22 protein-coding genes are annotated in these 26,647 nt (G+C 60.8%); 11 read left to right on the plus strand and 11 right to left on the minus strand.

The window, feature by feature from the left end; all coding sequences use genetic code 11:
* The first annotated feature begins 56 nt into the window (after positions 1 to 56).
* On the plus strand, positions 57 to 1,091 hold the full coding sequence (gene pilT / locus AC4LFW_RS20515) for a type IV pilus twitching motility protein PilT (protein WP_014851216.1): 1,035 nt from the start codon (positions 57 to 59) through the stop codon (positions 1,089 to 1,091).
* 79 nt (positions 1,092 to 1,170) lie between these two features.
* On the plus strand, positions 1,171 to 2,316 hold the full coding sequence (locus tag AC4LFW_RS20520) for a PilT/PilU family type 4a pilus ATPase (RefSeq protein ID WP_491821611.1): 1,146 nt from the start codon (positions 1,171 to 1,173) through the stop codon (positions 2,314 to 2,316).
* On the opposite strand, the gene AC4LFW_RS20525 is transcribed toward AC4LFW_RS20520, so the two are convergent.
* Entirely contained in the window at positions 2,317 to 3,147 is an 831-nt protein-coding gene (locus tag AC4LFW_RS20525) for a TIGR03915 family putative DNA repair protein (RefSeq protein ID WP_491821613.1), read from the minus strand.
* Positions 3,147 to 4,364: a putative DNA modification/repair radical SAM protein gene (locus AC4LFW_RS20530; protein ID WP_491822213.1), complete on the minus strand. Its 1,218-nt coding sequence runs from the start codon at positions 4,362 to 4,364 to the stop codon at positions 3,147 to 3,149. The genes AC4LFW_RS20525 and AC4LFW_RS20530 overlap by 1 nt, the downstream gene beginning before the upstream one ends.
* Before the next feature lie 136 nt (positions 4,365 to 4,500).
* Here AC4LFW_RS20530 and AC4LFW_RS20535 point away from each other — a divergent pair, with 136 nt between their 5' ends.
* A complete protein-coding gene (locus tag AC4LFW_RS20535; RefSeq protein WP_491821615.1) occupies positions 4,501 to 4,899 on the plus strand; it encodes an NINE protein in 399 nt (132 codons plus the stop codon).
* Positions 4,900 to 4,955: 56 nt separating this feature from the next.
* Here AC4LFW_RS20535 and AC4LFW_RS20540 read toward each other — a convergent pair whose 3' ends face one another.
* The 7 genes from AC4LFW_RS20540 to gshB form a co-directional block, all read right to left on the minus strand.
* On the minus strand, positions 4,956 to 6,227 hold the full coding sequence (locus tag AC4LFW_RS20540; protein WP_491821617.1) for a dihydroorotase: 1,272 nt from the start codon (positions 6,225 to 6,227) through the stop codon (positions 4,956 to 4,958).
* A complete protein-coding gene (locus tag AC4LFW_RS20545) occupies positions 6,227 to 7,243 on the minus strand; it encodes an aspartate carbamoyltransferase catalytic subunit (protein ID WP_491821619.1) in 1,017 nt (338 codons plus the stop codon). The genes AC4LFW_RS20540 and AC4LFW_RS20545 overlap by 1 nt, the downstream gene beginning before the upstream one ends.
* An 11-nt stretch (positions 7,244 to 7,254) precedes the next feature.
* Positions 7,255 to 7,767, minus strand: coding sequence for a bifunctional pyr operon transcriptional regulator/uracil phosphoribosyltransferase PyrR (gene pyrR / locus AC4LFW_RS20550; RefSeq protein WP_491821621.1), 513 nt, complete (start codon positions 7,765 to 7,767; stop codon positions 7,255 to 7,257).
* 19 nt (positions 7,768 to 7,786) lie between these two features.
* Complete coding sequence (gene ruvX, locus AC4LFW_RS20555; protein ID WP_491821623.1) at positions 7,787 to 8,215, minus strand: Holliday junction resolvase RuvX; 429 nt, start codon at positions 8,213 to 8,215, stop codon at positions 7,787 to 7,789.
* The gene (locus AC4LFW_RS20560; protein ID WP_491821625.1) at positions 8,212 to 8,781 is read right to left on the minus strand and encodes a YqgE/AlgH family protein; all 570 of its coding nucleotides are present in this window, start codon (positions 8,779 to 8,781) and stop codon (positions 8,212 to 8,214) included. The genes ruvX and AC4LFW_RS20560 overlap by 4 nt, the downstream gene beginning before the upstream one ends.
* A 78-nt stretch (positions 8,782 to 8,859) precedes the next feature.
* Positions 8,860 to 9,756 carry an energy transducer TonB gene (locus AC4LFW_RS20565; protein WP_491821627.1) on the minus strand — a complete coding sequence of 299 codons (897 nt, stop codon included), beginning with the start codon at positions 9,754 to 9,756 and terminating at the stop codon, positions 8,860 to 8,862.
* Between the two features lie 177 nt (positions 9,757 to 9,933).
* Complete coding sequence (gene gshB, locus AC4LFW_RS20570) at positions 9,934 to 10,887, minus strand: glutathione synthase (RefSeq protein WP_491821629.1); 954 nt, start codon at positions 10,885 to 10,887, stop codon at positions 9,934 to 9,936.
* A gap of 237 nt (positions 10,888 to 11,124) precedes the next feature.
* Between gshB and pilG the strand changes: the two genes are divergently transcribed.
* The 8 genes from pilG (at position 11,125) to AC4LFW_RS20610 (ending at position 24,301) form a co-directional block, all read left to right on the plus strand.
* The gene (gene pilG, locus AC4LFW_RS20575) at positions 11,125 to 11,532 is read left to right on the plus strand and encodes a twitching motility response regulator PilG (protein WP_491821631.1); all 408 of its coding nucleotides are present in this window, start codon (positions 11,125 to 11,127) and stop codon (positions 11,530 to 11,532) included.
* 42 nt (positions 11,533 to 11,574) lie between these two features.
* A complete protein-coding gene (gene pilH / locus AC4LFW_RS20580; protein ID WP_491821633.1) occupies positions 11,575 to 11,940 on the plus strand; it encodes a twitching motility response regulator PilH in 366 nt (121 codons plus the stop codon).
* A 40-nt stretch (positions 11,941 to 11,980) separates the two neighbouring features.
* Positions 11,981 to 12,517, plus strand: a complete 537-nt coding sequence (locus tag AC4LFW_RS20585; protein ID WP_491821635.1) for a chemotaxis protein CheW — start codon at positions 11,981 to 11,983, stop codon at positions 12,515 to 12,517.
* Positions 12,518 to 12,595: 78 nt separating this feature from the next.
* The gene (locus AC4LFW_RS20590) at positions 12,596 to 14,644 is read left to right on the plus strand and encodes a methyl-accepting chemotaxis protein (protein WP_491821637.1); all 2,049 of its coding nucleotides are present in this window, start codon (positions 12,596 to 12,598) and stop codon (positions 14,642 to 14,644) included.
* Positions 14,645 to 14,702: 58 nt separating this feature from the next.
* A complete protein-coding gene (locus AC4LFW_RS20595) occupies positions 14,703 to 15,569 on the plus strand; it encodes a CheR family methyltransferase (protein WP_491821639.1) in 867 nt (288 codons plus the stop codon).
* A gap of 11 nt (positions 15,570 to 15,580) precedes the next feature.
* The gene (locus AC4LFW_RS20600) at positions 15,581 to 22,792 is read left to right on the plus strand and encodes a hybrid sensor histidine kinase/response regulator (protein ID WP_491822215.1); all 7,212 of its coding nucleotides are present in this window, start codon (positions 15,581 to 15,583) and stop codon (positions 22,790 to 22,792) included.
* Positions 22,785 to 23,834: a chemotaxis protein CheB gene (locus tag AC4LFW_RS20605; RefSeq protein WP_491821641.1), complete on the plus strand. Its 1,050-nt coding sequence runs from the start codon at positions 22,785 to 22,787 to the stop codon at positions 23,832 to 23,834. The genes AC4LFW_RS20600 and AC4LFW_RS20605 overlap by 8 nt, the downstream gene beginning before the upstream one ends.
* The gene (locus tag AC4LFW_RS20610) at positions 23,831 to 24,301 is read left to right on the plus strand and encodes a chemotaxis protein CheW (protein WP_491821643.1); all 471 of its coding nucleotides are present in this window, start codon (positions 23,831 to 23,833) and stop codon (positions 24,299 to 24,301) included. The genes AC4LFW_RS20605 and AC4LFW_RS20610 overlap by 4 nt, the downstream gene beginning before the upstream one ends.
* 28 nt (positions 24,302 to 24,329) lie before the next feature.
* Here the strand turns inward: AC4LFW_RS20610 and AC4LFW_RS20615 are convergent, their stop codons facing one another.
* Together AC4LFW_RS20615 and AC4LFW_RS20620 are read right to left on the minus strand one after the other, a co-directional pair.
* Positions 24,330 to 25,052, minus strand: coding sequence for a 16S rRNA (uracil(1498)-N(3))-methyltransferase (locus tag AC4LFW_RS20615; RefSeq protein WP_491821645.1), 723 nt, complete (start codon positions 25,050 to 25,052; stop codon positions 24,330 to 24,332).
* A gap of 73 nt (positions 25,053 to 25,125) precedes the next feature.
* Positions 25,126 to 26,529: an adenosylmethionine--8-amino-7-oxononanoate transaminase gene (locus AC4LFW_RS20620; protein WP_491821647.1), complete on the minus strand. Its 1,404-nt coding sequence runs from the start codon at positions 26,527 to 26,529 to the stop codon at positions 25,126 to 25,128.
* Positions 26,530 to 26,647 lie beyond the last annotated feature (118 nt).

Below are 26,647 nucleotides of genomic sequence, written 5' to 3' on the forward strand. Positions count from 1 at the left end.
TGCCACCTTAGAGTCTGCGCGGCATTCTACCTGCTTGCTTGTAATTGGGGAGTCCCATGGATATCACAGAGCTGCTGGCCTTCAGTGCCAAGCAGGGTGCGTCGGATTTGCACCTGTCTTCCGGCCTGCCGCCGATGATCCGCGTCGACGGCGACGTACGCCGGATCAACCTGCCGGCAATGGACCACAAGCAGGTGCATGCGCTGATCTACGACATCATGAACGACAAGCAGCGCAAGGATTTCGAAGAATTCCTCGAGACCGACTTCTCGTTCGAAGTGCCCGGCGTGGCGCGTTTCCGAGTCAACGCGTTCAATCAGAACCGCGGTGCCGGTGCCGTATTCCGGACCATTCCCTCCAAGGTCCTCACCATGGAGGATCTCGGCATGGGCGAGGTCTTCCGCAAGATCACCGATGTACCGCGCGGGCTGGTGCTGGTCACGGGCCCCACGGGGTCGGGCAAGTCGACCACCCTGGCGGCAATGCTCGACTACCTGAACAACACCAAGTATCACCACATCCTCACCATCGAAGACCCGATCGAGTTTGTTCACGAATCGAAGAAGTGCCTGGTCAACCAGCGCGAAGTGCACCGCGACACCCTGGGCTTCTCGGAGGCCCTGCGCTCTGCGCTGCGGGAAGACCCGGACATCATTCTAGTTGGCGAAATGCGAGACCTGGAGACCATCCGCCTGGCGCTGACCGCCGCCGAAACCGGGCACCTGGTGTTCGGCACGCTGCACACCACCTCGGCGGCCAAGACCATCGACCGGGTGGTGGACGTATTCCCGGCAGAAGAAAAATCCATGGTGCGCTCGATGCTGTCGGAATCCCTGCAGGCAGTCATTTCCCAGACCCTGCTGAAAAAAGTCGGCGGTGGCCGGGTGGCGGCTCATGAAATCATGATCGGCACGCCCGCAATCCGGAACCTGATCCGCGAGGACAAGGTGGCGCAAATGTACTCCTCGATCCAGACCGGCGGCTCGCTGGGCATGCAGACGCTCGACTCCTGCCTCAAGGGCCTGCTTGCCAAGGGCCTGATCTCCCGCGATAGCGCGAAAGAAAAAGCCAAGCAGCCGGAAAACTTCTGAACCCCAGGGCCCCTGGACCGCTGTTGCCCGGGCCTTGCGCCTTGCAACAACGCAGCGACGCCTGACTACGAGACTGACGATGGAATTCGAGAAACTGTTGCGCCTGATGGTGGAAAAGGGCGGTTCCGACCTGTTCATTACAGCCGGCGTGCCGCCGTCGATGAAAGTGAACGGCAAGATACTGCCGGTGAACAAGACGCCGATGTCACCGGAGATGACCCGCGAAACCGTACATGCGGTGATGAACGAACAGCAGCGGCGCGAGTTCGCGGAAAACCACGAATGCAACTTCGCCATCAGCGCCCGGGGAATCGGTCGTTTCCGCGTCAGCGCCTTCTATCAGCGCAACCTGGCCGGCATGGTGCTGCGCCGTATCGAGACCAACATTCCGACCCTGGAAGAGCTGAAACTGCCGGAGGTATTGAAAAAGCTGGCGATGACCAAGCGCGGGCTGGTCTTGTTTGTCGGCGCGACGGGTACCGGCAAGTCCACTTCGCTGGCGGCGATGATCGGCTACCGCAACAAGAACTCCAGCGGCCACATCATTTCCATCGAAGATCCCATCGAGTTCATTCATCAGCATCAGAGCTGCATCGTCACCCAGCGGGAAGTCGGTATCGATACCGACTCCTTCGACGTGGCGCTGAAGAACACCCTGCGCCAGGCCCCCGATGTGATTCTCATCGGCGAGGTGCGTACCCGCGAAACCATGGACTATGCGGTGGCATTCGCTGAGACCGGGCATCTCTGCCTGGCGACCCTGCACGCCAACAACGCCAACCAGGCGCTGGACCGCATCATCAACTTCTTCCCTGCCGATCGGCAGCAGCAGGTCTGGATGGACCTCTCGCTGAACCTCAAGGCCATCGTTGCCCAGCAACTGATTCCTACGCCTGACGGCAAGGGCCGCCGTGCGGTCATCGAGGTGTTGATCAATACCCCGCTGGCCGCTGACCTGATCCGCAAGGGGGAGGTGCATGAGCTCAAGTCACTGATGAAGCGCTCCACCGATCTTGGCATGCAGACCTTCGATCAGGCCCTGTACAACCTCTACGTCCAGGGCGAGATCACCTATGAAGACGCCTTGGCGCACGCCGACTCGTCCAACGATCTGCGGCTGATGATCAAGCTTGGTTCCGAGACGGATGGAGAGCATCTGACCAGCGTATCCCAGGGGTTGACGCTGGAAGTCAGTGATGACGAACCGGGCCGCAGCTTTCGCTGATCAGGCTTTTGCGTGCGGGCCGATACGCTTGCCCGGCTTGTTGGCAACGCGCTCGGCCTGACCATCACGCTGAGCTCCGGCTCGGGCGCGGCTCATCAACTGAGGGATCAGCGGCCCTTCCGGCAGGTTCTTCCAGAATCGCACCGGCAGATTGCTCTGCAAGACATCGCTGTTCAGCCGCGCCGGGTTGAAGGTGCTTTCGTAGTAGGTTTTCCACAGTTCAGCACCAGTGTCCTGGGCGGTCCGTGCCAGTTGTCGCCAGGCGGCTGGACAGGGCGTGGCGTGGTGCATGACTCCACCGTCCCAAAGCACCGCGTCATCGGGCGTCGCGATCAGCCATGAATGCAGCCCCATCCGCTCGGCGAAGTGCGGTGCGGCGCTGGTCAAGATGTCGTGCATGGGCTCAAACCAGGCTACATAGTCCGGGGCGTCTTCTTGGTTCGTCGGGCTGAAGCGGATAAAGGCATGCATATGGTGCGTCTCGCGGCGTACAGCCTTGATCCGTGCATGCAGTTCGCTGCCGTCAGGGTCGCCCATTAGCCGTGCCGTTTGATCCCCTTTGGCAATCCTCCAGAGAATGCGATACAGCAGACTCCAGCGGTCCTGCCCGCGAAAACGCGCCGCACTCTGCAGTTCGATCATCAGTTGCCGAGGGATGCGAGGCGCCGGTGCTGAGTCCTTTGGCTCGGGCGTGCAAGGTTCATCGAACAGGCCGCCCATATCCTCAAGGCCGAGCCATTCCACTTGGTGGGGTGCAACCCCTCTGTGCAACAGCCCGCGGGCAGCACTGCGCCAGCCATCGAAGCTGCCGTCAACACGTACCTGCTGCATCACCACAGCGCCATTTGCCTTGCGCCTTCGCTGAGCTGATGGCGCAAGGTGCTGGACTCACGGTAAGCCATGTTTGGCCGATAGTCCTGGGTGATGACGAAGGGCTTGGCTTTCTCCAGCGAGCAGCGAAGGCGTGTCAGGTCTTCGAAGCGGATGCGTTTTTGCCTTCGCAGGGCGACCAGCCGCTTGGCGCTGAGCATCCCGATGCCGGGGATGCGTGCGATGAGCGCTGGTTCCGCATGATTCAGGTCAACCGGAAAATGCTCGCGGTTTGACAGCGCCCACGCCAGCTTGGGATCGATGTCCAGCGGCAGGTTGCCCGGGCCCGACAGTAACTCGCTGGCCTTGAAACCGTAGCCGCGCATCAGGAAGTCGGCCTGGTACAGGCGATGTTCGCGCAACAGTGGCGGTGCTTCGAAGGGGACCGTCTTCGGGCTATGTGGAATGGGGCTGAACGCCGAATAGTAGACCCTGCGTAAACGGTAATCGCCATAAAGTGACTGCGCCGTATGAAGGATGGTGCTGTCATCCGTGGCGTCAGCACCAATGATCATCTGGGTGCTCTGGCCCGCGGGTGCGAAGCGGGGCGCGTTGCGGCTTGTTTCGACCCGCGCTTCGGTTTCGCCTTCGTGGATGGCAAGCATTGCCTGCTTGATGGTCACGACCTGTTTTTCCGGTGCGAGACGGATCAGGCTGGACTCGGTCGGCAGTTCGATGTTGACGCTCAGACGATCGGCGTAGCGGCCAGCCTCGGCAATGAGCTGCGGGTCTGCGTCGGGAATGGTCTTGAGGTGTATGTAGCCACGGAATTCGTGCTCTTCGCGCAACAGCCTGGCCACACGAATCAGTTGCTCCATGGTGTAGTCAGCCGTGCGGATGATACCGGAGCTGAGAAACAGGCCGCTGATGCAGTTGCGACGATAGAAATCGAGGGTCAGCGTGACCACCTCTTCCGGAGTGAAGCGAGCACGAGGCACATCGCTGGAGCGCCGGTTGACGCAGTACTGGCAGTCATACAGGCAAAAATTGGTCAGCAGAATCTTCAGCAGCGCCACGCAACGACCATCAGGGGTAAAGCTGTGGCAGATGCCCATGCCATCAGTGGCGCCCAGTCCGCTCCTGCCTCTGGAGCTGCGCTTGGGAGCGCCGCTGCTGGCGCAGGACACATCGTATTTGGCCGCATCGGCGAGGACGGCGAGCTTTTCGGTCAGTAGCATGTCGGTCATCTGGGCACTGTTTGCATGTACAGTATCATGCATGCGACCAGACGCAACGTCCGCCTGGCCGAAGGGTCTGACTTGGGTAATTGGGGTAAGCTCGGAAACAGGTTCAGCTCAAAAAAGCGAGGCTCAGATGCAGCAGAACACTCATAGCGTCGTGATCGGCTATCTCTTGTGGATTTTCGGTTTTCTCGGTTCTCACCGCTTCTACTACGGCAAGCCGATTACCGGCACCATCTGGTTCTTCACGCTCGGCTTGTTCTTTGTCGGCTGGATCATCGACCTGTTCCTGATCCCTGCGATGGATCGCGAGGCGGATCTGCGCTTTGAGCCTGGCCCGATCGACTACACCGTCGCCTGGATTCTGCTGACCTTCCTGGGCGTGTTTGGCGTGCACCGGATGTATCAGGGCAAGTGGATCACCGGCTTGATCTATCTCTGCACGGGCGGGTTGTTCTTTGTCGGAGTTCTGTATGACTTCTGGACTCTCAACAGCCAGATCTCGATGCGGAACATCGAGAAGCGCTGGTAAACAGTGTGGCACCGGCAGCCCGGAGCCTCGTGCCGGGCTCCAGGCTCCGTAAGAGATCAGGCCTGATAGGCGACTCGGCCATCAACCAGGGTGTAGCGCACTGCTCCCGGCAAGCAGTGCCCGATGAAGGGACAGTTGCGGCCTCTGGAGTGCCAGCGTTCGCCAGCCAGGGTTGAGCTGTCTGGATCGAACAGCACGAGATCAGCGGCTCCGCCAATGATCAGGCGACCGGCTGGAAGCCGCAGCGCGGCAGCCGGGCCAGTGCTCAGGCGAGCCAGCAGTGTAGGCAGATCCAACAGACCATCCTCTACCAGCGTCAGGGCCAGGGGCAGAAGGATTTCGGCACTGCTGATGCCCGGCTCGGTCTCGCCGAACGGTGCCTGCTTGGCATCCTGCTCGTGGGGCTGATGATGACTCGAGATAGCCGAGATAACCCCGTTCCTGACTGCCTGACGTAGGCCTTCGCGATCGGCTGCACTGCGTAACGGCGGCTGTACATGGTAGAGGCTGGAAAAGCCGTGCAGTGCCGCATCGGTGAGGATCAGCTGGTACATCGCCACGTCAGCGGTGACGGGCAGGCCGCGAGCCTGGGCCTCGGCAATCATCTGCGCACCGCGAGCGGTGGTGATCTGGCTGAAGTGCGCACGCACGCCGGCCTGCTCCACCAGCAGGAGGTTGCGCGCGAGGGCGACGGTTTCCGCCGTTTCGGGAATCCCGGCGAGACCGAGAAAGGCCGCCGCCGGTCCTTCATGGGCCAGGCCACCCTCGGCCAGGTCGCTGTCCTGGGAATGGATGACGACGGTGAGGTCGAAGGTCGCTGCGTACTCCAAGGCACGGCCCAGGTTGCGATTGCTGGTGAAGTTGGCCAGGCCGTTACCAAAGGCGACGCAGCCTGCATCGCGCAGCGCGACCAGCTCCGACAGCTGCTCGCCTGCGAGATTACGCGTCAGCGCGCCGACCGGAAACACCTTGGCATGTCCGGATTCGCGGGCACGGTCGAGAATGAGCTCGGCGACTGCTGCGGTGTCGAGCACCGGTCTGGTCTGTGGCGGACAGCAGAGGCTGGTGATGCCGCCGGCCGTAGCGGCGAGCGTTTCGCTGGCAATGTTGCCCTTGCGACTGTAGCCGGGTTCGCGAAGCGCTACCGACAGATCAACCAGTCCAGGCGCGACCACCAGCCCGCGCGCGTCGATGGTCCGGGCTGCGCTGAAGCCTGCCGGAGCCTGGCCGAACGCGGTGATCCTGCCGTCCTGGCAATAGATGTCGGTGACTTCGTCACGCCCGCTGGCTGGATCGATCAGGCGGGCGCCGAGGATGTGGGTAGGCATCAGTTCTGCTCCTCGGCAGCGTTTTCCTGTTCAAGTTGACGTTGAGCGGTCTGCCCGCTCATGGCCATGGACAGCACTGCCATGCGGATCGCGATGCCGTAGGTGACCTGGTTGAGGATGACCGACTGGGCGCCATCGGCCACGGCAGACTCGATCTCGACGCCGCGGTTGATGGGCCCTGGGTGCATGACAATGGCGTCAGGTTTCGCCAGCGCCATACGCTGCGTAGTCAAGCCGTAGAGCCGGTAGAACTCTCCTTCGCTGGGTAGCAGGCCACCCTGCATGCGTTCGCGCTGCAGGCGCAGCATGATCACCACGTCTACATCCCTGAGGCCTTCGTTCATGTCGTTGTAGACACTGACGCCGTACTGCTCCACGCCAACCGGCAGCAGTGTCTTCGGCCCGATGACACGGATGTCCGGGCAGCCGAGCGCTTTCAGCGCCAGCATGTTGGAGCGCGCCACCCGCGAATGAAGGATGTCGCCGACGATCGCTACCGACAGCTTTTCGAACCCGCCCTTGTGCCGGCGAATGGTGAGCATGTCGAGCATGCCCTGGGTCGGATGCGCATGCCGCCCGTCGCCACCGTTGATCACCGCAACGTCCGGGCAGACGTGCTCGGCGATGAAGTGGGCCGCGCCCGAGTCGGCATGGCGCACCACGAACATGTCAGCCGCCATGGCCTCGAGGTTGCGCAGGGTGTCGGTGAGGGTTTCGCCTTTGCTTGTGGATGACGTCGATACGTTCAGCGTGATCACATCGGCCGAAAGCCGCTTGGCCGCAAGCTCGAACGTGGTACGGGTGCGGGTGGAGTTTTCAAAGAACACGTTGCAGACGGTCTTGCCGCGCAACAGCGGGACCTTCTTCACCGCCCGGGCGCCGACCTCTAGAAACGAATCGGCAGTGTCGAGGATTTCGGTCAGCAGGTCACGGGGCAAGCCGTCCAGCGAGAGGAAATGGCGAAGCTGGCCATTGTCGTTCAGCTGCAGCGGGCGCTTGGCGTCGGTAGGCGTCATCGCGAAGGGTCTCAATTGGCGGAAGCGAGGGTCTGGTATTCGAGTGCTAGAGGCCCTGGGCCCAGCAGCTTGACGCGCTGCTCCGGTTCCAGAGAAAGCCTCGCGCCGACGACGTCTGGCCGGATCGGTAGCTCGCGCGCATTGAGGTCGAGCAGGCAGACCAGGGTGACGCTGGCGGGGCGGCCATAATCGAACAGCTCATTGAGAGCCGCGCGGATGGTGCGTCCGCTCATCAGCACATCGTCAACCAGCACCAGATGCTGGCCTTCAATTTCAAATGGCAGCTGCGAAGGACGAACCTGCGGATGAAGACCGTTTTGGGTGAAATCGTCGCGATAGAAGGAAACATCCAGAATACCCAGGGCTTCGTGCCCGTCGCGCAATCGCAGCAGCGCTTCCGCGACCCAGACGCCACCGGTGCGGATCCCGACGAAACGGGGCTCGGTGATACCGCGGCTGCTCAGATGGCTGTCGAGCGCAGAGGCCATTTCTGGGAGCAGGTGTTCAGGGTTCGGCAGGGTCACAGGTTCTCCTTCAGCCACTTCAGGCCGTTTGCTGAGCTGTCAGCCAGCCCTCAAGTAGTAGGGCCGCGGCGAGCGCGTCGACCGGCCGGTCACGGTAGCCGTCGCGCTGCCCTTCACGCAGCCGCTCGCCTTTGGCTTCGTAGGTTGTCAGGCGCTCGTCGTGGGTATGTACCGGCAGGTTGAAGCGGCCGTTGAGGCGGCGTGCGAATTTTTCCGCACGGGCGGACATTTCGCTGGGGCTGCCGTCCATATTCAACGGCAGGCCCACGACCAGTGCGTCCGGTTGCCATTCGCGTAACAGCGCTTCGATCTGCGTCCAGTCCGGGACGCCATCGCGCGCTTTCAGGATGCAGAGTTCACGCGCCTGGCCGGTGATGGCCTGGCCAACGGCAACACCGATCTGTTTGGTGCCGTAGTCGAAGCCGAGCAGCAGGCGTAGTGCGCTCATGCGTGGCCGACCTGACTGCTGAGTAGATTCAGGTCGACTCCAAGGGACGCTGCAGCTGCATGCAGGCGCTGCTCATGAGGCAGGTCGAAAAGGATGTGTGGCTGGGCAGGACAGCTCAGCCATACATTCTCTAGCAGCTCAGCCTCGAGTTGGCCCGGCTCCCATCCGGCATAACCCAGGGCAATGAGGTGCCGCTTGGGCCCGTAACCGTCGGCAATGGCGAAAAGCACATCCTGGGAGGTGGTCATGCCTAGCTGACCGAGACCGAGCGTCGCCTGGAACTGCGCATCGGCTGGGTGCAGGACGAAACCGCGATCCGTCTGGACGGGTCCACCGGACAGGATGGGCAAGTTCAGGCTGGCTGCAGTCACCGGTTCGTCAGGACGCAGTTGCTCAAGGACATCCGTCAGGTTGAGCCCGCTGGGGCGATTGACGATCAGTCCCATGGCTCCGTCCTGTGAATGCTCGACCAGATAGATCAGGGACTGGGCAAAACTGGGGTCCGCCATATGCGGCATGGCGATCAGGAAATGGTGTTTGAGGTAGCTTGGCGAGGTCGCGTTCATGGGCGCTAGCTTAAGCGCTGCGGGCGGAGGCGTGAAGCCGCTTGCAGCGCTGATTGTGGGATGACTGGCGCAAGGGGTTCAGCGGCTGGATAGGCGATCGCCGCGCTCGAATCGCCAGGTGCGGATGATTTCGACCCGGTCGAAGTTGTCTGCTAGCTCACCAGAAAACGGCGCAAAGGGCGCTGCGAGCCTGACGATGCGCATGGCGGCTTCGTCCAGCAGCGGCTGCCCGGACGACTCCAGTACCTGAAGCTCCCGAACCGTTCCGTTGCGGTCGATCACCACGAGCATGCGAAGGCTGCCATAGATCTGCTGGCGTCGCGCTTCGTCGGGATAGTTGAGATTGCCGATACGCTCGACCTTCTTGCGCCATTCGTCACGGTACCAGGCACTGATGTCCCGCATGGTAGCGGCGCTGTTCTGGCGGCTGACGCGAGGGCGTTTGGCGTACTGCTGCTGTTGCTGGGCGAGTTCAGCTTCCAGACTGGCGATTTCCGAACTCAGCTGGGAGCTGTCATAAACCGGGGCGGGCTCGGCCTGCGGCTGGGGCTTGTTCTTTTGCGGCGTATCGGGCGTCTTCTCCGGCTGTGGGGCGCGCGTGGCTACCGTCGTCCTGGGGGCCTCGCTGCGGCTGCTCGGAGGCGGAGAAGTTGCTGGGGTCACCTTGCGCACCTGGGTATCCTGAAAGGGCGCTTGCTCTGTTGTCTTGGGCGAGGCCTTGTGTTCCAGTGTGCCGCTGCCCTGCTGATTATCCTGTGCGATGAAGTCAGCGTCCTTGGGCTTGTCTTCGCTCTTGAACGTCGACAGGGTGATCTCAAGCGACTTGCTGACCTGGCTTGGCTCGCTCAGGGAGAACCCCAGGCCCAAAATCAAGGCCCCATGCAGCGCTGCCGCAAGGAACAGCGTAAAGCCAAGGCGATCCGCCGGGCGGATGCCGGAGCTGGCTGGGTTGGGTTGGCGAGTGGCGGCGTTCATCGAAATTCAGTCGGCTCGAAGTGCGCGCAGTCTGCCCAGCGTGGCTGCAAAAGTCTATGAACCAGGCGGCAGCTTTGGCGAGTCACTGCGATAGCGGCGCGCCGTTCTGGCGAGCGGGCGGGCTGCTATCTAAGTGGCGAATCACGCCCAGAGCGGGCAGTGGCTCGGTGAGCGCTCTCAGCGGGGTTGCAATTTTGCGGCAATGGCATCCATCAGATGCTCGCCGATGCGTGTGTCGAAGGCATTGTCGATCTCGCGAATGCAGGTCGGGCTGGTGATGTTGATCTCGGTAAGGTAGTCGCCAATGACGTCCAACCCCACGAACAGCAAGCCCCGCTTGCGCAACTCCGGCCCGACGATGCTGGCGATCTCCCGGTCTCGGTCGCAAAGCGGTTGTGCCACGCCGCGGCCGCCGGCAGCAAGGTTGCCCCGCGTCTCGCCGGCAGCCGGGATGCGCGCCAGACAGTAAGGTACCGGTTCTCCGTCGATCATCAGGATTCGCTTGTCGCCTTCCTTGATGGCAGGGATGTAGCGTTGCGCCATGATCTGCCGGCTGCCGTGCTCTGTAAGGACTTCGAGAATCACCGAAAGGTTGGGGTCGCCCTCGCGATGACGGAATATCGAAGCGCCGCCCATTTCATCCAGTGGTTTGAGAATGATGTCACGCTGCTCTCGGGCGAACTCCCGCAAAATGTCGGACCGTCTGCTGACGAGCGTTGCCGGGGTGCACTGCGGGAACTGCGTGGCAAAGAACTTTTCATTGCAGTCGCGCAAGCTGTGAGGACGGTTGACTACCAGCGTACCGGCCTGTTCGGCGAGTTCCAGCAGATAGGTCGCATAGACGTACTCGCTGTTGAACGGCGGATCCTTGCGCATCAGGATCACGTCGAGTGCAGCGAGCGGGGTATCGATCTCGTCTTCGGTCTCGTACCACTTTTCGGGGTTGCTGAAGACCTTAAGAGGACGCATACGTGCTCGCGCTTCGCCAGCGAGCTGGTAGAGGTCGCGCTGCTCCATATAGAAGAGGGTCCAGTCGCGAGCCTGGGCTGCCAGGAGCATGGCCAGCGAGCTGTCCTTCTTGAAGGAAATCTGCGCAATTGGATCCATGATGATCCCGACGCGAACAGTCATGTGGTGGTCTCCAATGTGGGGCAGGACAGGCTGCCCGGGGCATGAAATGTCGAGGCAGATTGGCGGCGGATGTGCGTTGGGTCAAGGAAAATCCAGCCGCCCCGGCGGTAGATAGCTTGCGCATCAAGGAGTGTGCTAAAAAGGTCCCGCGATTGGGTGCAGCCCATCGTTGGCAGGGCCTCTGGCGCACTGACATAACGATAAACTACGACTCACCGAGGCGATGGTAGGGCGAAAATGGAACAGCACTCCGAGGGCTTGAAGGTCATGGTGATCGACGATTCGAAAACGATTCGTCGCACTGCCGAAACGCTGCTTAAGAAAGTAGGTTGTGATGTGATCACGGCGGTGGATGGCTTCGATGCGCTCGCCAAGATAGCCGATACTCACCCGCGCATCATATTCGTCGATATCATGATGCCCCGGCTTGATGGCTATCAGACCTGTGCGCTGATCAAGAACAACAGTTCTTTCAAGTCGACGCCGGTAATCATGCTGTCCTCCAAGGATGGCCTGTTCGACAAGGCCAAGGGGCGGATCGTGGGGTCGGATCAGTACCTCACCAAGCCTTTCAGCAAAGAAGAACTGCTCGGCGCGATCAAGGCGCATGTGCCTGATTTTTCGCCTGTAGAGCATGCATCCTGAAGTATGGCCTTGCGCCATTGAAGCCTTTCCCACGGAGAAACCATGGCTCGCGTTCTGATAGTAGATGACTCGCCAACCGAGATGTACAAGCTGACAGCCATGCTGGAGAAACATGGTCATGTCGTTCTCAAGGCAGAAAACGGGGCGGATGGCGTAGCGCTCGCTCGTCAGGAAAAGCCCGACGCAGTGTTGATGGATATCGTCATGCCTGGCCTGAATGGTTTCCAGGCGACACGGCAGCTGACCAAAGATGCGGAAACCAGTCACATTCCGGTGATCATTGTCACCACCAAGGACCAGGAAACCGATAAGGTCTGGGGTAAGCGTCAGGGAGCCAAAGACTACCTGACCAAGCCGATAGACGAAGCGACCCTGCTTAAGACGCTGAGCGCCGTCCTGGCTGGCTGAGTCCTGCGCACTTGTAATTTGGACAGGGGATGTTGTCAGCATGTCGGATACGCCAACGCCATTCCAGCGGCTCCTGGAAATTGATGCTTGCTGTCGAGCGCTGGCGGCAGGTCTGCCCTCCCAGCACGAAGCCATCCAGACTTGGGCGGGTATTGGCTTTCGCATGGGTGGGCGGCTCTTTGTCGCGCCGATGGGCGAGGTTGGCGAAATACTGCACGAACCGCGCTATACGTTGTTGCCTGGGGTAAAACCGTGGGTCAAGGGCGTAGCGAACGTGCGCGGCAGGCTGCTGCCGGTAATGGATCTGTGCGGCTATTTCGGGCTTGAGTTGTCTCCGCTGCGCAAGCAGCGACGCACCCTGGTAGTTGATCATCAGGACGTCTTCGCCGGGCTCACCGTCGATGAAGTGTTCGGTATGCAGCATTTTCAAGTGGATGCGTTTTCCGAGGAGCTGCCGCCGGTCGAGGCATCGATTCAACCGTTCATCCATGGGGTATTCCAGCGCGAGCAGCCGTGGCTTGTCTTCAGCCCGCACGCGCTGGCCAGCCATCCGTCCTTTCTGGACGTGGCTTATTAGTTGTAGGTGAGGTCGGCTGCTGCCGGCCTTTTGGTTCTTCGAGGGAAACGTAAGGGTGGTCCAGGCGGGGGCCGGAAGATGAAAAAAATGAACGCGAATGCATTGCTGGCAGGAATACGTACCAATACGTTGATTGCGGGCCTGTTTATTCTGTTGCTCGTGTCGATGGTGCTGTTGTTCGTCAACTTCGCCTATGTCAACACACAAGCGGACTACGACAACGAGTACCTAGGACACGCAGGCGAGCTGCGAGTTCTGTCCCAACGTATCGCAAAAAACGCGGTAGAAGCTGCGACGGGTACGCCTGAAGCGTTCGCCTCCTTGAAAGAGGCGCGGAACGATTTCAGTCAGCGCTGGGGCTATCTGTCAAAAGGTGACGAGGCCATCGGCCTTCCGGCAGTGCCGGACTCCCTGCAGGCAGAGGCCTCGGCTGTGCAGCAGGACTGGGATACCCTTCGGCAAAACACCGACGCCATTCTCGCCAGTGAACAAACCGTACTGTCGCTCCATCAGGTCGCTGCAACCCTCGCCGAAACCATTCCTCAGCTTCAGGTTGAATATGAGGAGGTCGTCGATATCCTTCTCGAGAGCGGCGCTCCAGCCGCCCAGGTATCCGTAGCCCAGCGTCAGTCGCTGCTCGCTGAGCGAATTCTCGGTTCCGTGAACAAGGTTCTATCGGGAGACCAGGATTCCGTACAGGCCGCAGATATGTTTGGTCGTGATGCCAGCCTTTTTGGTCGCGTCCTGAATGCGATGCTGGAAGGCAACGAAGCCATGGGGATCTCGCGCGTCAACGATCCGGAGGCGCTGGATCGTCTGGCAGAGATTTCCGAGCTGTTCCAGTTCGTATCCGGTTCGGTGGATGAAATTCTCGAAACATCACCGGAACTGTTTCAGGTGCGTGAGTCGTCGAACAGCATCTTCGAAGTATCCCAGACGCTGCTGGACAAGACGTCAGCGCTGACTCAGGGTCTGCAGGCACGAGCAGATGCTCGCTATATGAACACCCTGGCAGGCTATATCCTGGGTGGTCTGGCGCTGGCCTCGATCCTTCTAATTGGCCTTGTCATGGTTCAGGAGACCCGCCGGCGCCTGAGCGAAACAGCTGAAAAGAACGAGCGGAACCAGACGGCGATTCTGCGCCTGCTCGACGAGATCGGCGACCTTGCCGATGGTGACCTTACCGTAGCGGCAACCGTGACAGAAGATTTCACCGGTGCGATCGCCGACTCGATCAACTACTCGATCGACCAGCTGCGCGATCTCGTCGAGACGATCAACCAGACGGCCGTGCAGGTATCCGGCGCCGCTCAGGAGACCCAGGCCACCGCAATGCATCTCGCCGAGGCTTCCGAGCATCAGGCACAGGAAATCGCCGGTGCCTCGGCGGCAATCAACGAAATGGCTGTTTCGATTGACCAGGTATCTGCAAACGCCGCCGAGTCCTCCGCGGTAGCCGAGCGGTCGGTAGCGATCGCGAACAAGGGCAACGAGGTGGTGCACAACACCATCACCGGCATGGATAACATCCGTGAGCAGATCCAGGACACATCCAAGCGAATCAAGCGTCTCGGTGAGTCTTCGCAAGAGATTGGCGATATCGTTAGCTTGATCAACGACATCGCCGACCAGACGAACATCCTGGCTCTGAACGCGGCTATCCAGGCATCGATGGCCGGTGATGCGGGCCGAGGCTTCGCCGTCGTTGCGGACGAAGTACAGCGCCTTGCGGAACGGTCTTCGGCAGCAACCAAGCAGATTGAAGCGCTGGTGAAGACGATTCAAACCGATACCAACGAGGCAGTTATCTCGATGGAGCAGACCACCTCTGAGGTGGTGCGTGGCGCCCGTCTCGCTCAGGACGCCGGCGTGGCGCTCGAAGAGATCGAGAAGGTATCCAGGAGCCTGGCAGCGCTCATTCAGAACATCTCCAACGCAGCTCGCCAACAGGCGTCATCGGCTGGCCATATTTCCAACACGATGAACGTTATCCAGGAAATTACCTCCCAAACCTCCTCCGGTACCACCGCCACCGCGAAGAGCATCGGTAATCTCGCAAAGATGGCCAATGAGATGCGGCATTCGGTATCCGGGTTTACCTTGCCCGATACGCAAGATCAGGCCTGATTGAGGGTGTAGCAGCCGGGAACGGCTGTTACAGGGGTTCATGAGTATGGGGCAGGGCATGCAGCCAGGTGTCGATTGGTCACTGAGGCCCTTGGCCGATATGTCGCCTTCAGAGTTTCATGACTGGCAAGCTTTACTCGAAGAGCGCTCCGGCATGGTGGTTTCGGAGCAGCGTCGCAGCTTTTTGCAGGCCAACCTCAGTTGCCGCATGCGCGAAGTGGGTGCTGCAGATTACGCCAGCTACTACCAGCAGGTTACGGCAGGCCCTCGTGGTGCAGTGGAATGGTCGACCCTGATGGACCGGTTAACGGTGCAGGAAACGCGTTTCTTTCGGCATCCTCCGTCATTCGAGCTGCTCGCGCGCTATCTTCTTCAGCGCAGCGAGAACCGGCACAGCGGATTGCCCTGGTCGTTTTGGAGCGTGGGGTGTTCGAGTGGCGAGGAGACCTACTCCCTGGCGATCTGCGCAGCGGAGGTGTTGGGGCGCGGAAACGCTGATACCAGGTTTGGCGTTACGGGTACGGATATCAGCCTCAACGCGCTCAGCCGTTCACGCGAGGGCGTCTATAGCCTGCGCCGGCTCGAACACGTGGATCCAGAGCTTCGGTCCCGATACTTCCATCCCCTGGCTGCGGACCGATATCAGGTATCACCCAGTCTGGCAGAGCGTGTTTGCTTCGCCAGGCTCAACGTGCTGGAACTGGCTGGTGCGCCAATGTCCGATCTGGACGTCATTTTTTGTCAGAACCTGTTGATCTATTTTCGCCGGTGGCGTCGCCGAGAGATCCTCAATCGCCTTGTCGAGCGTCTGGCTCCGGGTGGTTTGCTGGTGATCGGCGCGGGAGAAGTAGTCGGCTGGCAGCATCCGGACCTGGTTCCGGTAGCTGATAGCCAGGTTCTGGCCTTTACCCGGAAATGTTTATGAGCGGAGTCGCTATGGGTGATCGGCACGATTATGTCGCCCTGGAGTGGGTGAAAGGCGAGATTGCCGAGACGCTGAAGCAAGCGCGGCAGGCGTTGGAAGCGTTTGTCGAAAACCCGCAGGACTCGACGCGGATGCGTTTCTGCATGACCTATGTACATCAGGTCCACGGCACATTGCAGATGGTCGAGTTCTACGGCGCGGCTTTGCTCGCCGAGGAGATGGAGCAGTTAGCCCGGGCGTTGCTCGATGGGGCTGTTTCCAGCCAGGCCGAATCACTCGAAGTTATGATGCAGTCCATCCTGCAGATGCCGGCCTATCTGGATCGTATCCAGAGCGCCCGCCGCGACCTGCCGATGGTCGTGCTGCCACTGCTCAACGACTTGCGAGCAGCCCGTGGTGAAAAGCTCCTTTCCGAAACCAGCCTTTTCTCCCCGGACATGTCGGTGCGTGCTCCTGCCCTCTCGACAGAATTTCTTGCACAGCGGCAGACAGCCGACCTGCCGACCTTGCTGCGCAAGCTGCGCCAGATGCTCCAGGTGGCGTTGGTTGGGGTCATTCGCAATCAGGATCTATCGACCAACCTTGGCTACATGGCTCGGGTGTTTGCGCGATTGGAAAAACTCTGCCAGGACGCGCCGCTTGGGCCTCTCTGGCAGATAGCATCGGGCGTCGTGGAGGGGCTGGCCAGCGGAGGCGTCGCCAATGGCACCTCGGTTCGCACACTGTTGCGCCAGGTAGACAAGGAGCTAAAGCGCCTCGTTGTCCAGGGTGCTGATGGTATCAACCAGGCTGCTCCTGACGAGCTGATCAAGAACTTGCTGTTTTATGTTGCCAAGGCGCCAGCGCAATCCGAGCGCGTCCAAGCGCTGAAACTGCAATACAGCCTGGACGAAGCACTGCCAGACAGCGCGGTGGTTGATCAGGAGCGGGCGCAGTTGGCGGGTCCGGACCGCGGTGCCATGCGGTCGGTGGTAGCTGCGCTTTGCGAGGAACTGGTACGGGTAAAGGACAGTCTGGATCTGTTCGTTCGCAGCGACCGCTTTGCATTGGCCGAGTTGGGCAGCCTGCAGGCGCCGTTGAAACAGATCGCCGATACTCTCGCGGTGCTTGGTTTCGGCCAGCCGCGCAAGATCATCCTCGATCAGATTGGCCTCGTTGAGGCGCTGGCCGCAGGGCGTCGTGCAGCCGATGATGCTGCGCTGATGGATATCGCTGGTGCGTTGCTCTACGTGGAAGCCACCCTGGCTGGCATGGTCGGTGGCACGTCTGACGAGCGAAGCGAGGAAACCCATCTGCCCACGACAGACGTGGCGCAGATTCACCGAGTGGTCATACGGGAAGCCCGAACCGGTCTCGAGCAGGCGAAGGATGCCATCATTGAATTCATTGCTTCGCAGTGGAATCACCAGCACCTGGCGCGCGTGCCGGAGCTCCTGACCCAATCGCGCGGTGGTTTGGCGATGATTCCGCTTGCCCGAGCCGCAGCGCTACTAGACGCTTGCAATCGGTATATTCAGGAGCAGTTGCTGGCGCGTCAGGCCATTCCGGATTGGCAGAGTCTGGATACCCTTGCCGACGCGATAACCAGCGTCGAGTACTATCTCGAGCGCCTCAGCGAAGATGGTAGCTCGCAGGGCGACCTCATTCTCGATGTAGCGCAAGAAAGCCTGCAGGCGCTGGGTTACCCACTGCAAGAGCAGGTCTTGCGAGACGTCAATGACGAACTGGATCCGGTTGCAGAGCCGGTTCTAGGCGATCCTCTGGACGAGATGGAAGTCCTGCTGCCAGAAAACGAGCCGGATTCTGCCGCTGAGCCACTGCCAGTTCAGACTGATTGTTACGAGCCCGAGCATGCCGAAGTTGCCGGCATGCAAGCATCGTCTGCCGAGATTGATGAAACTGGCGTTTCAGCGGTTGAAACGAACCCAGCCGCACACCTCGATCACCCAGGCTCCGAGGAGCAGTCGAGCGATACGCCTGAACCGCAGGAAATGTCCTTGCCGCAGCAAAGCGACGAAGACGGAGAACGGTTATCACCTGCGTCGACAGCGCCCAATGACCTTTCGGACGACCATCCATTGGCTTGGGACGAGGCTGAGATGGCCGCGTTGGACATGCCCGAGATTGTACTGCCGGAGCGCATTGAGGCTTCGATAACGGCTGAGCCCACCATGAGTGTGGAAGACGTCATGGCCGCACCGGTCGAGGCTATCAATCCGCCCGCGCGCGACGTCCCACCTAGCCTGTTGCCTCCGCCGGCCGACGAAGAACCCGTCGATGATGAGCTGCTCGAAGTCTTCATCGAAGAAGCGGACGAAGTGCTCGAGACGATTGGCGAGCACCTGCCGAGATGGCATGCAGACCCTTCGGATAAGGAGGCCCTGGGAGAGGTGCGCCGGGCATTCCATACGCTCAAGGGCAGCGGTCGCATGGTCCGCGCACTGATCATCGGTGAGCTGGCCTGGTCTGTTGAAAATCTGCTCAACCGCGTTCTGGACCGAAGCATCGATGCCAGCGAGCCGGTCAAGGGGCTGGTTGCAGACGTCGTCGCGCTGATGCCTTCACTGGTCGAAGAATTTGCCGCCAAGGCTCAAAAGCAGCGCGATGATGTCGATCGCCTGGCAGCCAATGCTCACGCTCTTGCCAAGGGAGAGCCTCTCGATCCAGACCCCCAAGGCGGTGTGCCAAAGCCAGAGGAGACTGCCACCTCGGCATCTGAGGCGGAAGAGGGGCTCGACCCACAGCTGCTGGAAATTTTTCGCAACGAGGCAGAGGCTCACCTCACCACGCTGGTAGATTTTCTGGCGGACTGCGCTCAAAGCCTGCCACAGCCAGTCACCGATGCACTTCAGCGAGCACTGCATACCCTCAAGGGCAGCGCACATATGGCGGGCATTCTCCCTGTCGCGGAGATCGCCACGCCTCTTGAAAAAATGGTCAAGGAGTTCAAGGCCAACCTGATCCAGATGGACCTGGCCGAGGCGGAGCTTCTCCACACGGCGGAGCAGATGCTGCGACGCGGACTGGATAATCTGGACCGTCAGCCGTTGGCGCCGATTGAGGGCACCGATGCGTTCATCGAACAGGTGCATGCGCTGCATCAGGGCCGTCTGGCTGATGCTCAGGAGCGCGGCGAGAACGAACAAGGCGACGTACGTGATCCTGGCATGATCGCGCTGTTCCTCTCCGAAGGCATGAACATTCTGCTGGACGCTGAGGATCTGCTCCAGAGCTGGCGTGAGCATCCAGCCGAGCGCCAGGAACTGACGGCGCTTCTTGAGGAACTGACGACGCTCGGGCTTGGTGCCCAAATGGCTGAGTTGCCGCAAATCGAATCGCTCTGTCGAGTGTTGCTGGATCTCTATGCAGTGGTTCAGGACGGACGGCTTGCCGTCAGCGCGCGCTTCTTCGACGATGTCGAACAAGGCCATGAAGCGCTGGTCGGCATGATGGACCAGGTCGCTGCCGGGCTGCAGGTCACGGCCCAGCCTGAGCTGGTTGCCCGTCTCGAGGCCCTGCTGGCGGAGGCAATAGACCCTCTGGCGCTTGAGCTGGAGTTTCCCACCGATATTGGTGAAGAAGCTGAAAGCGAGGCTATTGCAGAGCCGGCATTTATCGAAACCCTTACAGCCGAAGCCGAAGCCGAAGCCGAAGCCGAAGCCGAAGCCGAAGCCGAAGCCTCGCCAGACGACTCGGTGCTAGAGCAGGACGAGCAAGACCAGGAGATGGTCGAGATTTTCCTGGACGAGGCGGTCGACCTGCTCGAGACCGCCGGCGGTGCGCTGGAGCGGTGGCTCACCGATCCCACCAACCAGCTTGCCTTGTCTGCATTGCTGCGAGATCTGCATACGCTCAAGGGTGGCGCGCGGATGGCCGAGATTCGCCCGATAGGAGATCTGGCCCATGAGCTCGAAACACTCTATGAGGGGTTGTCTGATGGCCGCTACGTTCATTCCGATGCGCTCGCCAGCCTGCTGCAACGCAGCCATGACCAGCTGGCGGTGCAGCTTGAACAATTGCAAGCCCACCGTCCCATGGACCTGGCTGCAGGGCTGATCGATTCGATCCGCAACTATCGACATGGGATAGCACCAGATTTCGAGCCTGATGCAGCGACGACGCAAGAAGGCCCAGTCAGTTCTGCGTCTGACGCAGATGAGGCTGATGCTCGGACGTTCACGGCAGAAGCCCAGGAAACTGATACTCCCGAGTCGATCAGTGAAGCCTGGCTTCCTTCCGAAGAAGGCGCTGAGCTGGCCGATGATGGCGAAACGACGCAGACTTTAGGAATCCCGGCAGGCGATCCCGAAGCCGAAAGCGCGACACCTGAGTCGCTTGTAACCGAAGCTTCGAGTAGCGTTCATGAATTGTCAGACAGCGTCACGTCCGAACCTGAAGCGCTGTACCCGCTTCCGGCTTCGGGATGGGAGGAGCGTGACCCCGAGCTGGTCGAGATTTTCCTTGAGGAAGGCTTCGACATCATCGAGCGTGCCGGGGCGTCCCTGCAGCGCTGGATGGACAATGTGGATAACACGCTCGAGGTAGAGGCCTTGCAGCGCGACCTGCATACCCTCAAGGGTGGCGCGCGAATGGCCGATATTCCCGAGATAGGCGATCTCGCGCATGAGCTCGAATTCCTCTATGAAGGACTCTGTGCTGGCCACTACCGCGCGAGCCCGGCCCTGTTCACCTTGTTGCAGAGCTGTCACGACCGACTTGCGGCGATGCTCGATGCGGTACGGGACTATCAGGATCTTCCGGGCGGGTTGGATCTGGTCGAAACCATCCGCCGCTTCCGGGCAAGCCCCGGCGAGCAATTGAGCATACCCAGCAGTGTTGTGCTTAAAGCACCACAAAACGCTGCCGAAGCGGAGATCCTCGATATCTTTGTCGAGGAAGCGGACGAGCTGCTGGAGGAAATGGAGTCGACGCTTGGTCGCTGGGAGGCGGTCCGGGATAACGCGGCGCCACTTGCGGACATGATGCGCATCCTGCACACCCTCAAGGGTGGGGCGCGGTTGGCGGGCCAAGTAGAGCTCGGTGACATGGCCCATGAGCTGGAGCAGCGGCTCAGCGAGGCGCAGCTGCAGGAGCAGCCCTGGACGGATAGCCTGTTTCTGGATGTGCAGGGCGGCTATGACGCTCTGCTCAAGGAAGTCGAGACCATGCGGTTGCGGCTTAACAGCGAGCCCAACGAAGGCGAGGTAGCAGAAGAGCCGCAGCCAGAAGCACCGTCCGGCGCGCCTGTGATAGTCCTTGAGACACCGATCGTTGCTGCTAGCGCACAGGTGTCGGCGCCCAATGCCCCGGCGAAGGTCTTGCCCTTCATCCGACGTGCCGAGCAGGCTGCTTTGGACGCTGCGTCGCGCCGTGCACCTCAGGAGCTGGTCAAGGTGCCTGCGGATCTACTTGAGGGGCTGGTCAACCTGGCAGGGGAAACCTCGATTTTCCGAGGCCGCGTCGAACAGCAGGTTAGCGACGTCGGGTTCACCCTGGGTGAGATGGAGGCCACCATCGAGCGGGTCCGTGACCAGCTTCGACGACTGGATACCGAAACCCAGGCGCAAATCCTCAGCCGTTATCAGGCCGAGGCAGAACGCGCCGGGTACGATGATTTCGACCCACTGGAAATGGATCGACATTCGCAGCTCCAGCAGCTATCGCGGGCCTTGTTCGAGTCGGCATCCGACTTGCTCGACCTGAAGGAAACCCTGGCTGCCCGTAACCGCGATGCCGAAACACTGCTGCTGCAGCAGGCACGGGTCAATACCGAGTTGCAGGAAGGCCTCATGCGCACCCGCATGGTGCCGTTCGACAGGTTGGTGCCTCGTTTGCGTCGTATTGTCCGCCAGGTCGCAGGAGAACTGGGCAAACAGGTCGAGTTCCATGTCGGCAACGCTACTGGCGAGATGGATCGCAGTGTGCTGGAGCGCATCGTTGCGCCGTTGGAGCACATGCTGCGCAACGCGGTGGACCATGGCATCGAAACCGGCCCCAGGCGGTTGGCCGCAGGCAAGCCCGAACAGGGCAACATCCGTCTGGAGCTGACGCGAGAGGGTGGGGATATCGTTCTTGCACTCAGCGATGATGGCGCCGGTATCAACCTTGACGCAGTGCGTCGCAAGGCCATCGAACGGGGTTTGATCGTGCCCGGCAGTGAGCTATCCGACCATGAGATGCTGCAGTTCATTCTCGAGGCCGGATTCTCCACAGCGGAGAAGGTGACGCAAATCTCCGGGCGCGGCGTTGGCATGGATGTGGTGCATTCCGAGGTCAAGCAGCTCGGTGGCTCGATGAGCATCGAGTCCGAGCAGGGCCAAGGGACTCGCTTCCTGATTCGCCTGCCGTTTACGGTGTCGGTCAACCGTGCATTGATGGTGTATTCCGGTGACGATCTCTACGCGATTCCGCTGAACACGATCGAAGGTATCGTGCGTGTCTCGCCGTATGAGCTGGAAGCTTATTACCAGCCAGGCGCTTCGCGATTCGAGTATGCCGGTCAGACCTACGAGCTGCGCTATCTAGGCGAATTGCTCAACAACGGCCAGCGTCCCAAGCTGGTTGGCCAAAGTCTGCCGCTGCCGGTCATCCTGGTGCGCTCGAACGAGCACAGCGTGGCGGTCCAGGTCGACAGCCTGGCAGGCTCGCGCGAGATCGTGGTGAAGGGGCTCGGCCCGCAGTTCGCCACCGTGCCTGGGATATCCGGAGCGACCATCCTCGGCGACGGTAGGGTGGTGGTAATTCTGGATCTGCTCGCGACCATCCGCGTGTTGCATGCGCACCTGCTTACCCAACAGCAGCCGCAGCGTTTGCTCGGAGGCGAAGAGCCGGCTGAGGTGGAAGTCGATCGCCCGACGCTGGTCATGGTGGTGGACGACTCCGTCACGGTGCGCAAGGTGACCGGTCGCCTGCTCGAGCGTAATGGGATGAATGTGCTCACTGCAAAGGACGGGGTCGATGCGATCACCCAGCTGCAGGAAAGAAAGCCGGACATCATGCTGCTGGACATCGAGATGCCGCGTATGGATGGCTTTGAAGTGGCGACGCTGGTGCGCCACGATGAGCGATTGAAGGACCTGCCGATAATCATGATTACCTCGCGTACCGGCGAGAAGCACAGGGACAGGGCAATGAGCATCGGTGTGAACGAATACCTCGGCAAGCCCTATCAGGAATCTCTCTTGCTTGAGACGATTCAGCAGCTGGTCAAGCATCATGAGTGATCCCGTGACTGCACGTATCGGCGTTATCGCTGACACATCGCTTCAGCGTCACGTGCTGCAGCAGGCGCTTACTGCCAATGGTTACGATGTCGTTTTGAACAGCGACCCGGCGCGTCTGGATGATGCAGCTCTGGAGGCGGTGGAGGCTGACCTGTGGCTGGTGGATCTGGCCCAGACCGAGGATTCGCCGCTGGTCAACGCACTGCTGGAGCGTGATCGTTGCCCTGTCCTGTTTGGTGAGGGGCATGCCCCTGAGCGACATTCCGAACATTATCCGCGTTGGGAGCGGCGGCTGTTTGGCAAGCTAAAGCGGTTGGTTGGTGATCCATCGCGTGCGGTGGGGCCGCGGCTTGAAGTGCTTGAACAGCAAGAGCAGCGACCGGGCCTTCTGGATTTGCCATCGTCACTGGCTGGACTGACCATGGCTGGCGAGCCGGCGCGCGAGGTCTGGCTGCTGGCGGCTTCGCTCGGTGGCCCGGAAGCGGTCAAGGCGTTTCTCGATGCGCTGCCAGCTGGACTGCCAGTAGGTTTCATATACGCCCAGCACATCGAAGCAAGCTTCGAATCTGCGCTATCGAGGGCGGTTGGGCGCCACAGCCAGTGGAAGGTGAATCAGGTCCGCGAGCGAGACTGGATACGTTGTGGTGAAGTCATCGTTGCGCCGATCGCCGAGGAGCTTGGCTTCGACGAGGACGGCAGCATGCGCCTTTGCGGGCGCGGCTGGCCCGAACCCTATAGCCCATCCATCGACCAGATGTTGCTCAACCTGGCGCAGCAGTACGGCAACCGCTGCGGCGTCATCGCATTCAGCGGCATGGGCAGCGACGGAAGCGCCGCGGCAGCCTATGTGCTGCGCCAGGGCGCCAGTGTGTGGACGCAGCGTGCGGATTCCTGTGTCTGCTCGAGCATGCCAGACAGTCTGCGCGAAGGCGGCTACAGCTCCCAGAGCGGTGATCCGCGAGAACTTGCCCAGGCATTAGTCAACCATTGTGTGCAATTGGCCAGCCGGCCGTTAGCCACGCTGCAGCCGGATACCCCATGAGCCAATCCGTTGTTACCCAGGACACATCCGACAGCATCACCGCTCTTCTGGTGCCGTTGGCCGACCGTACGCTACTGCTGCCCAACGTTGCCGTCGCGGAGCTGATTTCCTATCGCGCGCCGCAGGCCGTACCAGGCAGGCCGGACTGGTTTCTGGGGCAGGTACCCTGGAGAGACCTGAATTTGCCCTTGCTATCCTTCGAGGCCGCATCCGGTGGCCAGGTCGAAGCGGGGTCACGCGCGCGAGTCGCGGTGCTCAACGCCCTGGGCGGGCGCGAACACGTCAAGTTCATCGCTCTGCTGGTCCAGGGTATCCCACGGTCGATCAAGGTAGATGCAGGCCTTGCGCGTTCCGATGTGCGCCTGGCTCCCCTGGAGCTGGATGCAGTCAATCTTGGCGACGTCCAGGCGCGCATACCCGATCTGGTGGCCCTGGAACAAAAGCTCGCGGATGCTGGCCTGATATGATGACCTTTCAGCCCCTTTGCCGCACCTTCTATTGCTGAAAATCGCCCCATAACTGCTGGGCGACGCTGAGCGCGACGACGGGTGCCGTCTCCGTGCGCAAGACCCGTGGACCAAGGCGAGCGGCCCGGAAGCCGGCGGCAAGCGCCAGGTCGACTTCGTTTTCCTTGAGCCCTCCCTCTGGGCCGATCAGAAAGGCCAGCGTGCGGGGCGGCTGGTGAGTCGACAGCGGCTCGGCCACCGGATGAAGAACGAGTTTCAGCTCCGCTTCCACGGTCAGCCAGTCCTGAAGCTGAACGGGTGGATGGATGACGGGAATGACGGATCGACCGCACTGTTCGCACGCGCTTATGGCTATCTGGCGCCAGTGAGCCAGGCGCTTGTCGGCGCGCTCGTCCTTCAATCTGACCTCGCAGCGTTCACTGACGACCGGCGTGATCTCTGCTACACCCAGTTCGGTGGCTTTCTGGATCGCCCAATCCATCCTTTCACCCCGTGATAGGCCTTGCCCGAGATGAATGCGCAGGTTCGATTCAGGCTGTCCTGCGAGCTGCTCGTGTAACGTTACCGATACCTGTTTCTTGCCCACCTCGGCCAGTTCGCCGCGAAATTCCGTACCGCTGCCATCGAACAGTTGCACGGCATCGCCAGCGGTGAGCCGCAATACCCGACTGATGTAATGGGCTGTGGCCTCCGGCAAGCGCTGGAGGCCGAGGGACAATGGCGCGTCGATAAAAAAGCGGGATAGGCGCATGGGCTAGGGCACAGGCAGGCATGAAGGAACGGCAGTCTAATGCTTTCCGGACGGCGCCTGAACACTGCCGCGGTTATCCGGGGTCGCGGAAGTCTTCCGGACCAGTCGCGGGGACGGAGACGCTGACGGCGCGCGTTGCGATGTCGATGCCCTCTGTTGCAACCTCGGCGAGAAAATCGATCTGCTCTTCGGTGATGGTGTAGGGCGGCAGGAAGTACACGACACTACCCAGCGGACGCAGCAATGCGCCGCGCTGCAAAGCGTGCTGATAAACCTTGAGACCGCGTCGTTCCTGCCAGGGGTAGGGCTTCTTTCCGGCTTTGTCCTGAACCATCTCGATGGCCAGTGCCATACCAGTCTGGCGCACCTCTGCCACCTGTGGGTGGTCGGTCAGATGTGCGGTGGCGGTGGCCATGCGCGCCGCCAGCGCCTTGTTGGCTTCGATGACATTGTCTTGTTCGAAGATGTCCAGCGTGGCCAACGCGGCCGCGCAGGCGAGTGGGTTGCCGGTATAGGTATGAGAGTGAAGGAAGGCGCGCAGCGTCGCGTAATCGTCGTAGAACGCCTGGTACAGCTTGTCCGTCGTCAACACGGCGGCCATGGGCAGGTAGCCCCCAGTCAGCGCTTTGGATAAACAGAGGAAGTCCGGCGTGATGCCGGCCTGCTCGCAGGCAAACATAGTCCCGGTGCGGCCGAAGCCTACGGCGATCTCGTCGTGGATGAGATGCACATCGTATCGGTCGCAGGCTTCACGAAGCAGCTTCAGGTAGACCGGGTGATACATTCGCATGCCACCTGCGCCCTGGATCAGCGGTTCAACGATGACCGCGGCCACCTGCTGATGGTGCTCGGCCAGCGTCTGCTCCATATGGGTGAACATGGCGCGCGAATGTTCTTCCCAGCTCACGCCGTCCGGACGCAGATAGCAGTCCGGGCTGGGTACCTTGAAGGTGTCGAGCAGCAGTGGCTTGTAGGTGTCGGTGAACAACGCCACATCGCCTACCGACATGGCTGCGACCGTCTCGCCGTGATAGCTGTTGGTGAGGGTGACGAACCGCTGCTTGGCTGGTTGCCCGATGTTGCGCCAGTAGTGGAAGCTCATCTTCAGCGCGACTTCGATGCCGGTCGATCCGTTGTCCGTGTAGAACACCCGGTCGAGGCCGGCAGGCGTAATGCTGACCAACCGCTCCGAAAGCTCCACCACCGGCTGGTGGCTGAAGCCGGCAAGCATGACGTGTTCGAGTTGATCGAGCTGGTCCTTGATGCGTTGATTGATGCGTGGGTTGGCGTGGCCGAACACATTCACCCACCAGGAACTGACGGCGTCCAGATAGCGCTTTCCGTCAAAATCCTCTAGCCACACGCCCTCGCCGCGCCGGATCGGAATCAGGGGCAGCTGTTCGTGATCTTTCATCTGGGTGCAGGGATGCCAGAGTACGGACAGGTCGCGCTGCATCCAGCTGTCATTCAGGCTCATCGTTGCTCCTTGGCGTCGGCGTCGCGCGAAGCCTAGCAGAAACCCTCGGCGCACTCGTCAGCGCCGATCTATCTGCCCGGTCGATATTTTGAAACGAAAAAATGCGATTCATTTCGAT

The organism is Stutzerimonas sp. C6.4V, from assembly GCF_058536345.1.

Bases quoted from the DNA above. Each gene is read 5' to 3' on its own strand.
- pilT (WP_014851216.1), top strand. From the start codon at position 57: ATGGATATCACAGAGCTGCTGGCCTTCAGTGCCAAGCAGGGTGCGTCG.
- AC4LFW_RS20590 (WP_491821637.1), top strand. From the start codon at position 12,596: ATGAAAAAAATGAACGCGAATGCATTGCTGGCAGGAATACGTACCAAT.
- pilG (WP_491821631.1), top strand. From the start codon at position 11,125: ATGGAACAGCACTCCGAGGGCTTGAAGGTCATGGTGATCGACGATTCG.
- pilH (WP_491821633.1), top strand. From the start codon at position 11,575: ATGGCTCGCGTTCTGATAGTAGATGACTCGCCAACCGAGATGTACAAG.
- AC4LFW_RS20540 (WP_491821617.1), bottom strand. From the start codon at position 6,227: ATGCCTACCCACATCCTCGGCGCCCGCCTGATCGATCCAGCCAGCGGG.
- AC4LFW_RS20560 (WP_491821625.1), bottom strand. From the start codon at position 8,781: ATGAACGCGACCTCGCCAAGCTACCTCAAACACCATTTCCTGATCGCC.
- AC4LFW_RS20605 (WP_491821641.1), top strand. From the start codon at position 22,785: ATGAGTGATCCCGTGACTGCACGTATCGGCGTTATCGCTGACACATCG.
- AC4LFW_RS20585 (WP_491821635.1), top strand. From the start codon at position 11,981: ATGTCGGATACGCCAACGCCATTCCAGCGGCTCCTGGAAATTGATGCT.
- AC4LFW_RS20620 (WP_491821647.1), bottom strand. From the start codon at position 26,529: ATGAGCCTGAATGACAGCTGGATGCAGCGCGACCTGTCCGTACTCTGG.
- AC4LFW_RS20520 (WP_491821611.1), top strand. From the start codon at position 1,171: ATGGAATTCGAGAAACTGTTGCGCCTGATGGTGGAAAAGGGCGGTTCC.
- AC4LFW_RS20615 (WP_491821645.1), bottom strand. From the start codon at position 25,052: ATGCGCCTATCCCGCTTTTTTATCGACGCGCCATTGTCCCTCGGCCTC.
- AC4LFW_RS20610 (WP_491821643.1), top strand. From the start codon at position 23,831: ATGAGCCAATCCGTTGTTACCCAGGACACATCCGACAGCATCACCGCT.
- AC4LFW_RS20535 (WP_491821615.1), top strand. From the start codon at position 4,501: ATGCAGCAGAACACTCATAGCGTCGTGATCGGCTATCTCTTGTGGATT.
- AC4LFW_RS20565 (WP_491821627.1), bottom strand. From the start codon at position 9,756: ATGAACGCCGCCACTCGCCAACCCAACCCAGCCAGCTCCGGCATCCGC.
- AC4LFW_RS20545 (WP_491821619.1), bottom strand. From the start codon at position 7,243: ATGACGCCTACCGACGCCAAGCGCCCGCTGCAGCTGAACGACAATGGC.
- AC4LFW_RS20525 (WP_491821613.1), bottom strand. From the start codon at position 3,147: ATGCAGCAGGTACGTGTTGACGGCAGCTTCGATGGCTGGCGCAGTGCT.
- AC4LFW_RS20530 (WP_491822213.1), bottom strand. From the start codon at position 4,364: ATGCTACTGACCGAAAAGCTCGCCGTCCTCGCCGATGCGGCCAAATAC.
- ruvX (WP_491821623.1), bottom strand. From the start codon at position 8,215: ATGAGCGCACTACGCCTGCTGCTCGGCTTCGACTACGGCACCAAACAG.
- AC4LFW_RS20595 (WP_491821639.1), top strand. From the start codon at position 14,703: ATGCAGCCAGGTGTCGATTGGTCACTGAGGCCCTTGGCCGATATGTCG.
- gshB (WP_491821629.1), bottom strand. From the start codon at position 10,887: ATGACTGTTCGCGTCGGGATCATCATGGATCCAATTGCGCAGATTTCC.
- AC4LFW_RS20600 (WP_491822215.1), top strand. From the start codon at position 15,581: ATGGGTGATCGGCACGATTATGTCGCCCTGGAGTGGGTGAAAGGCGAG.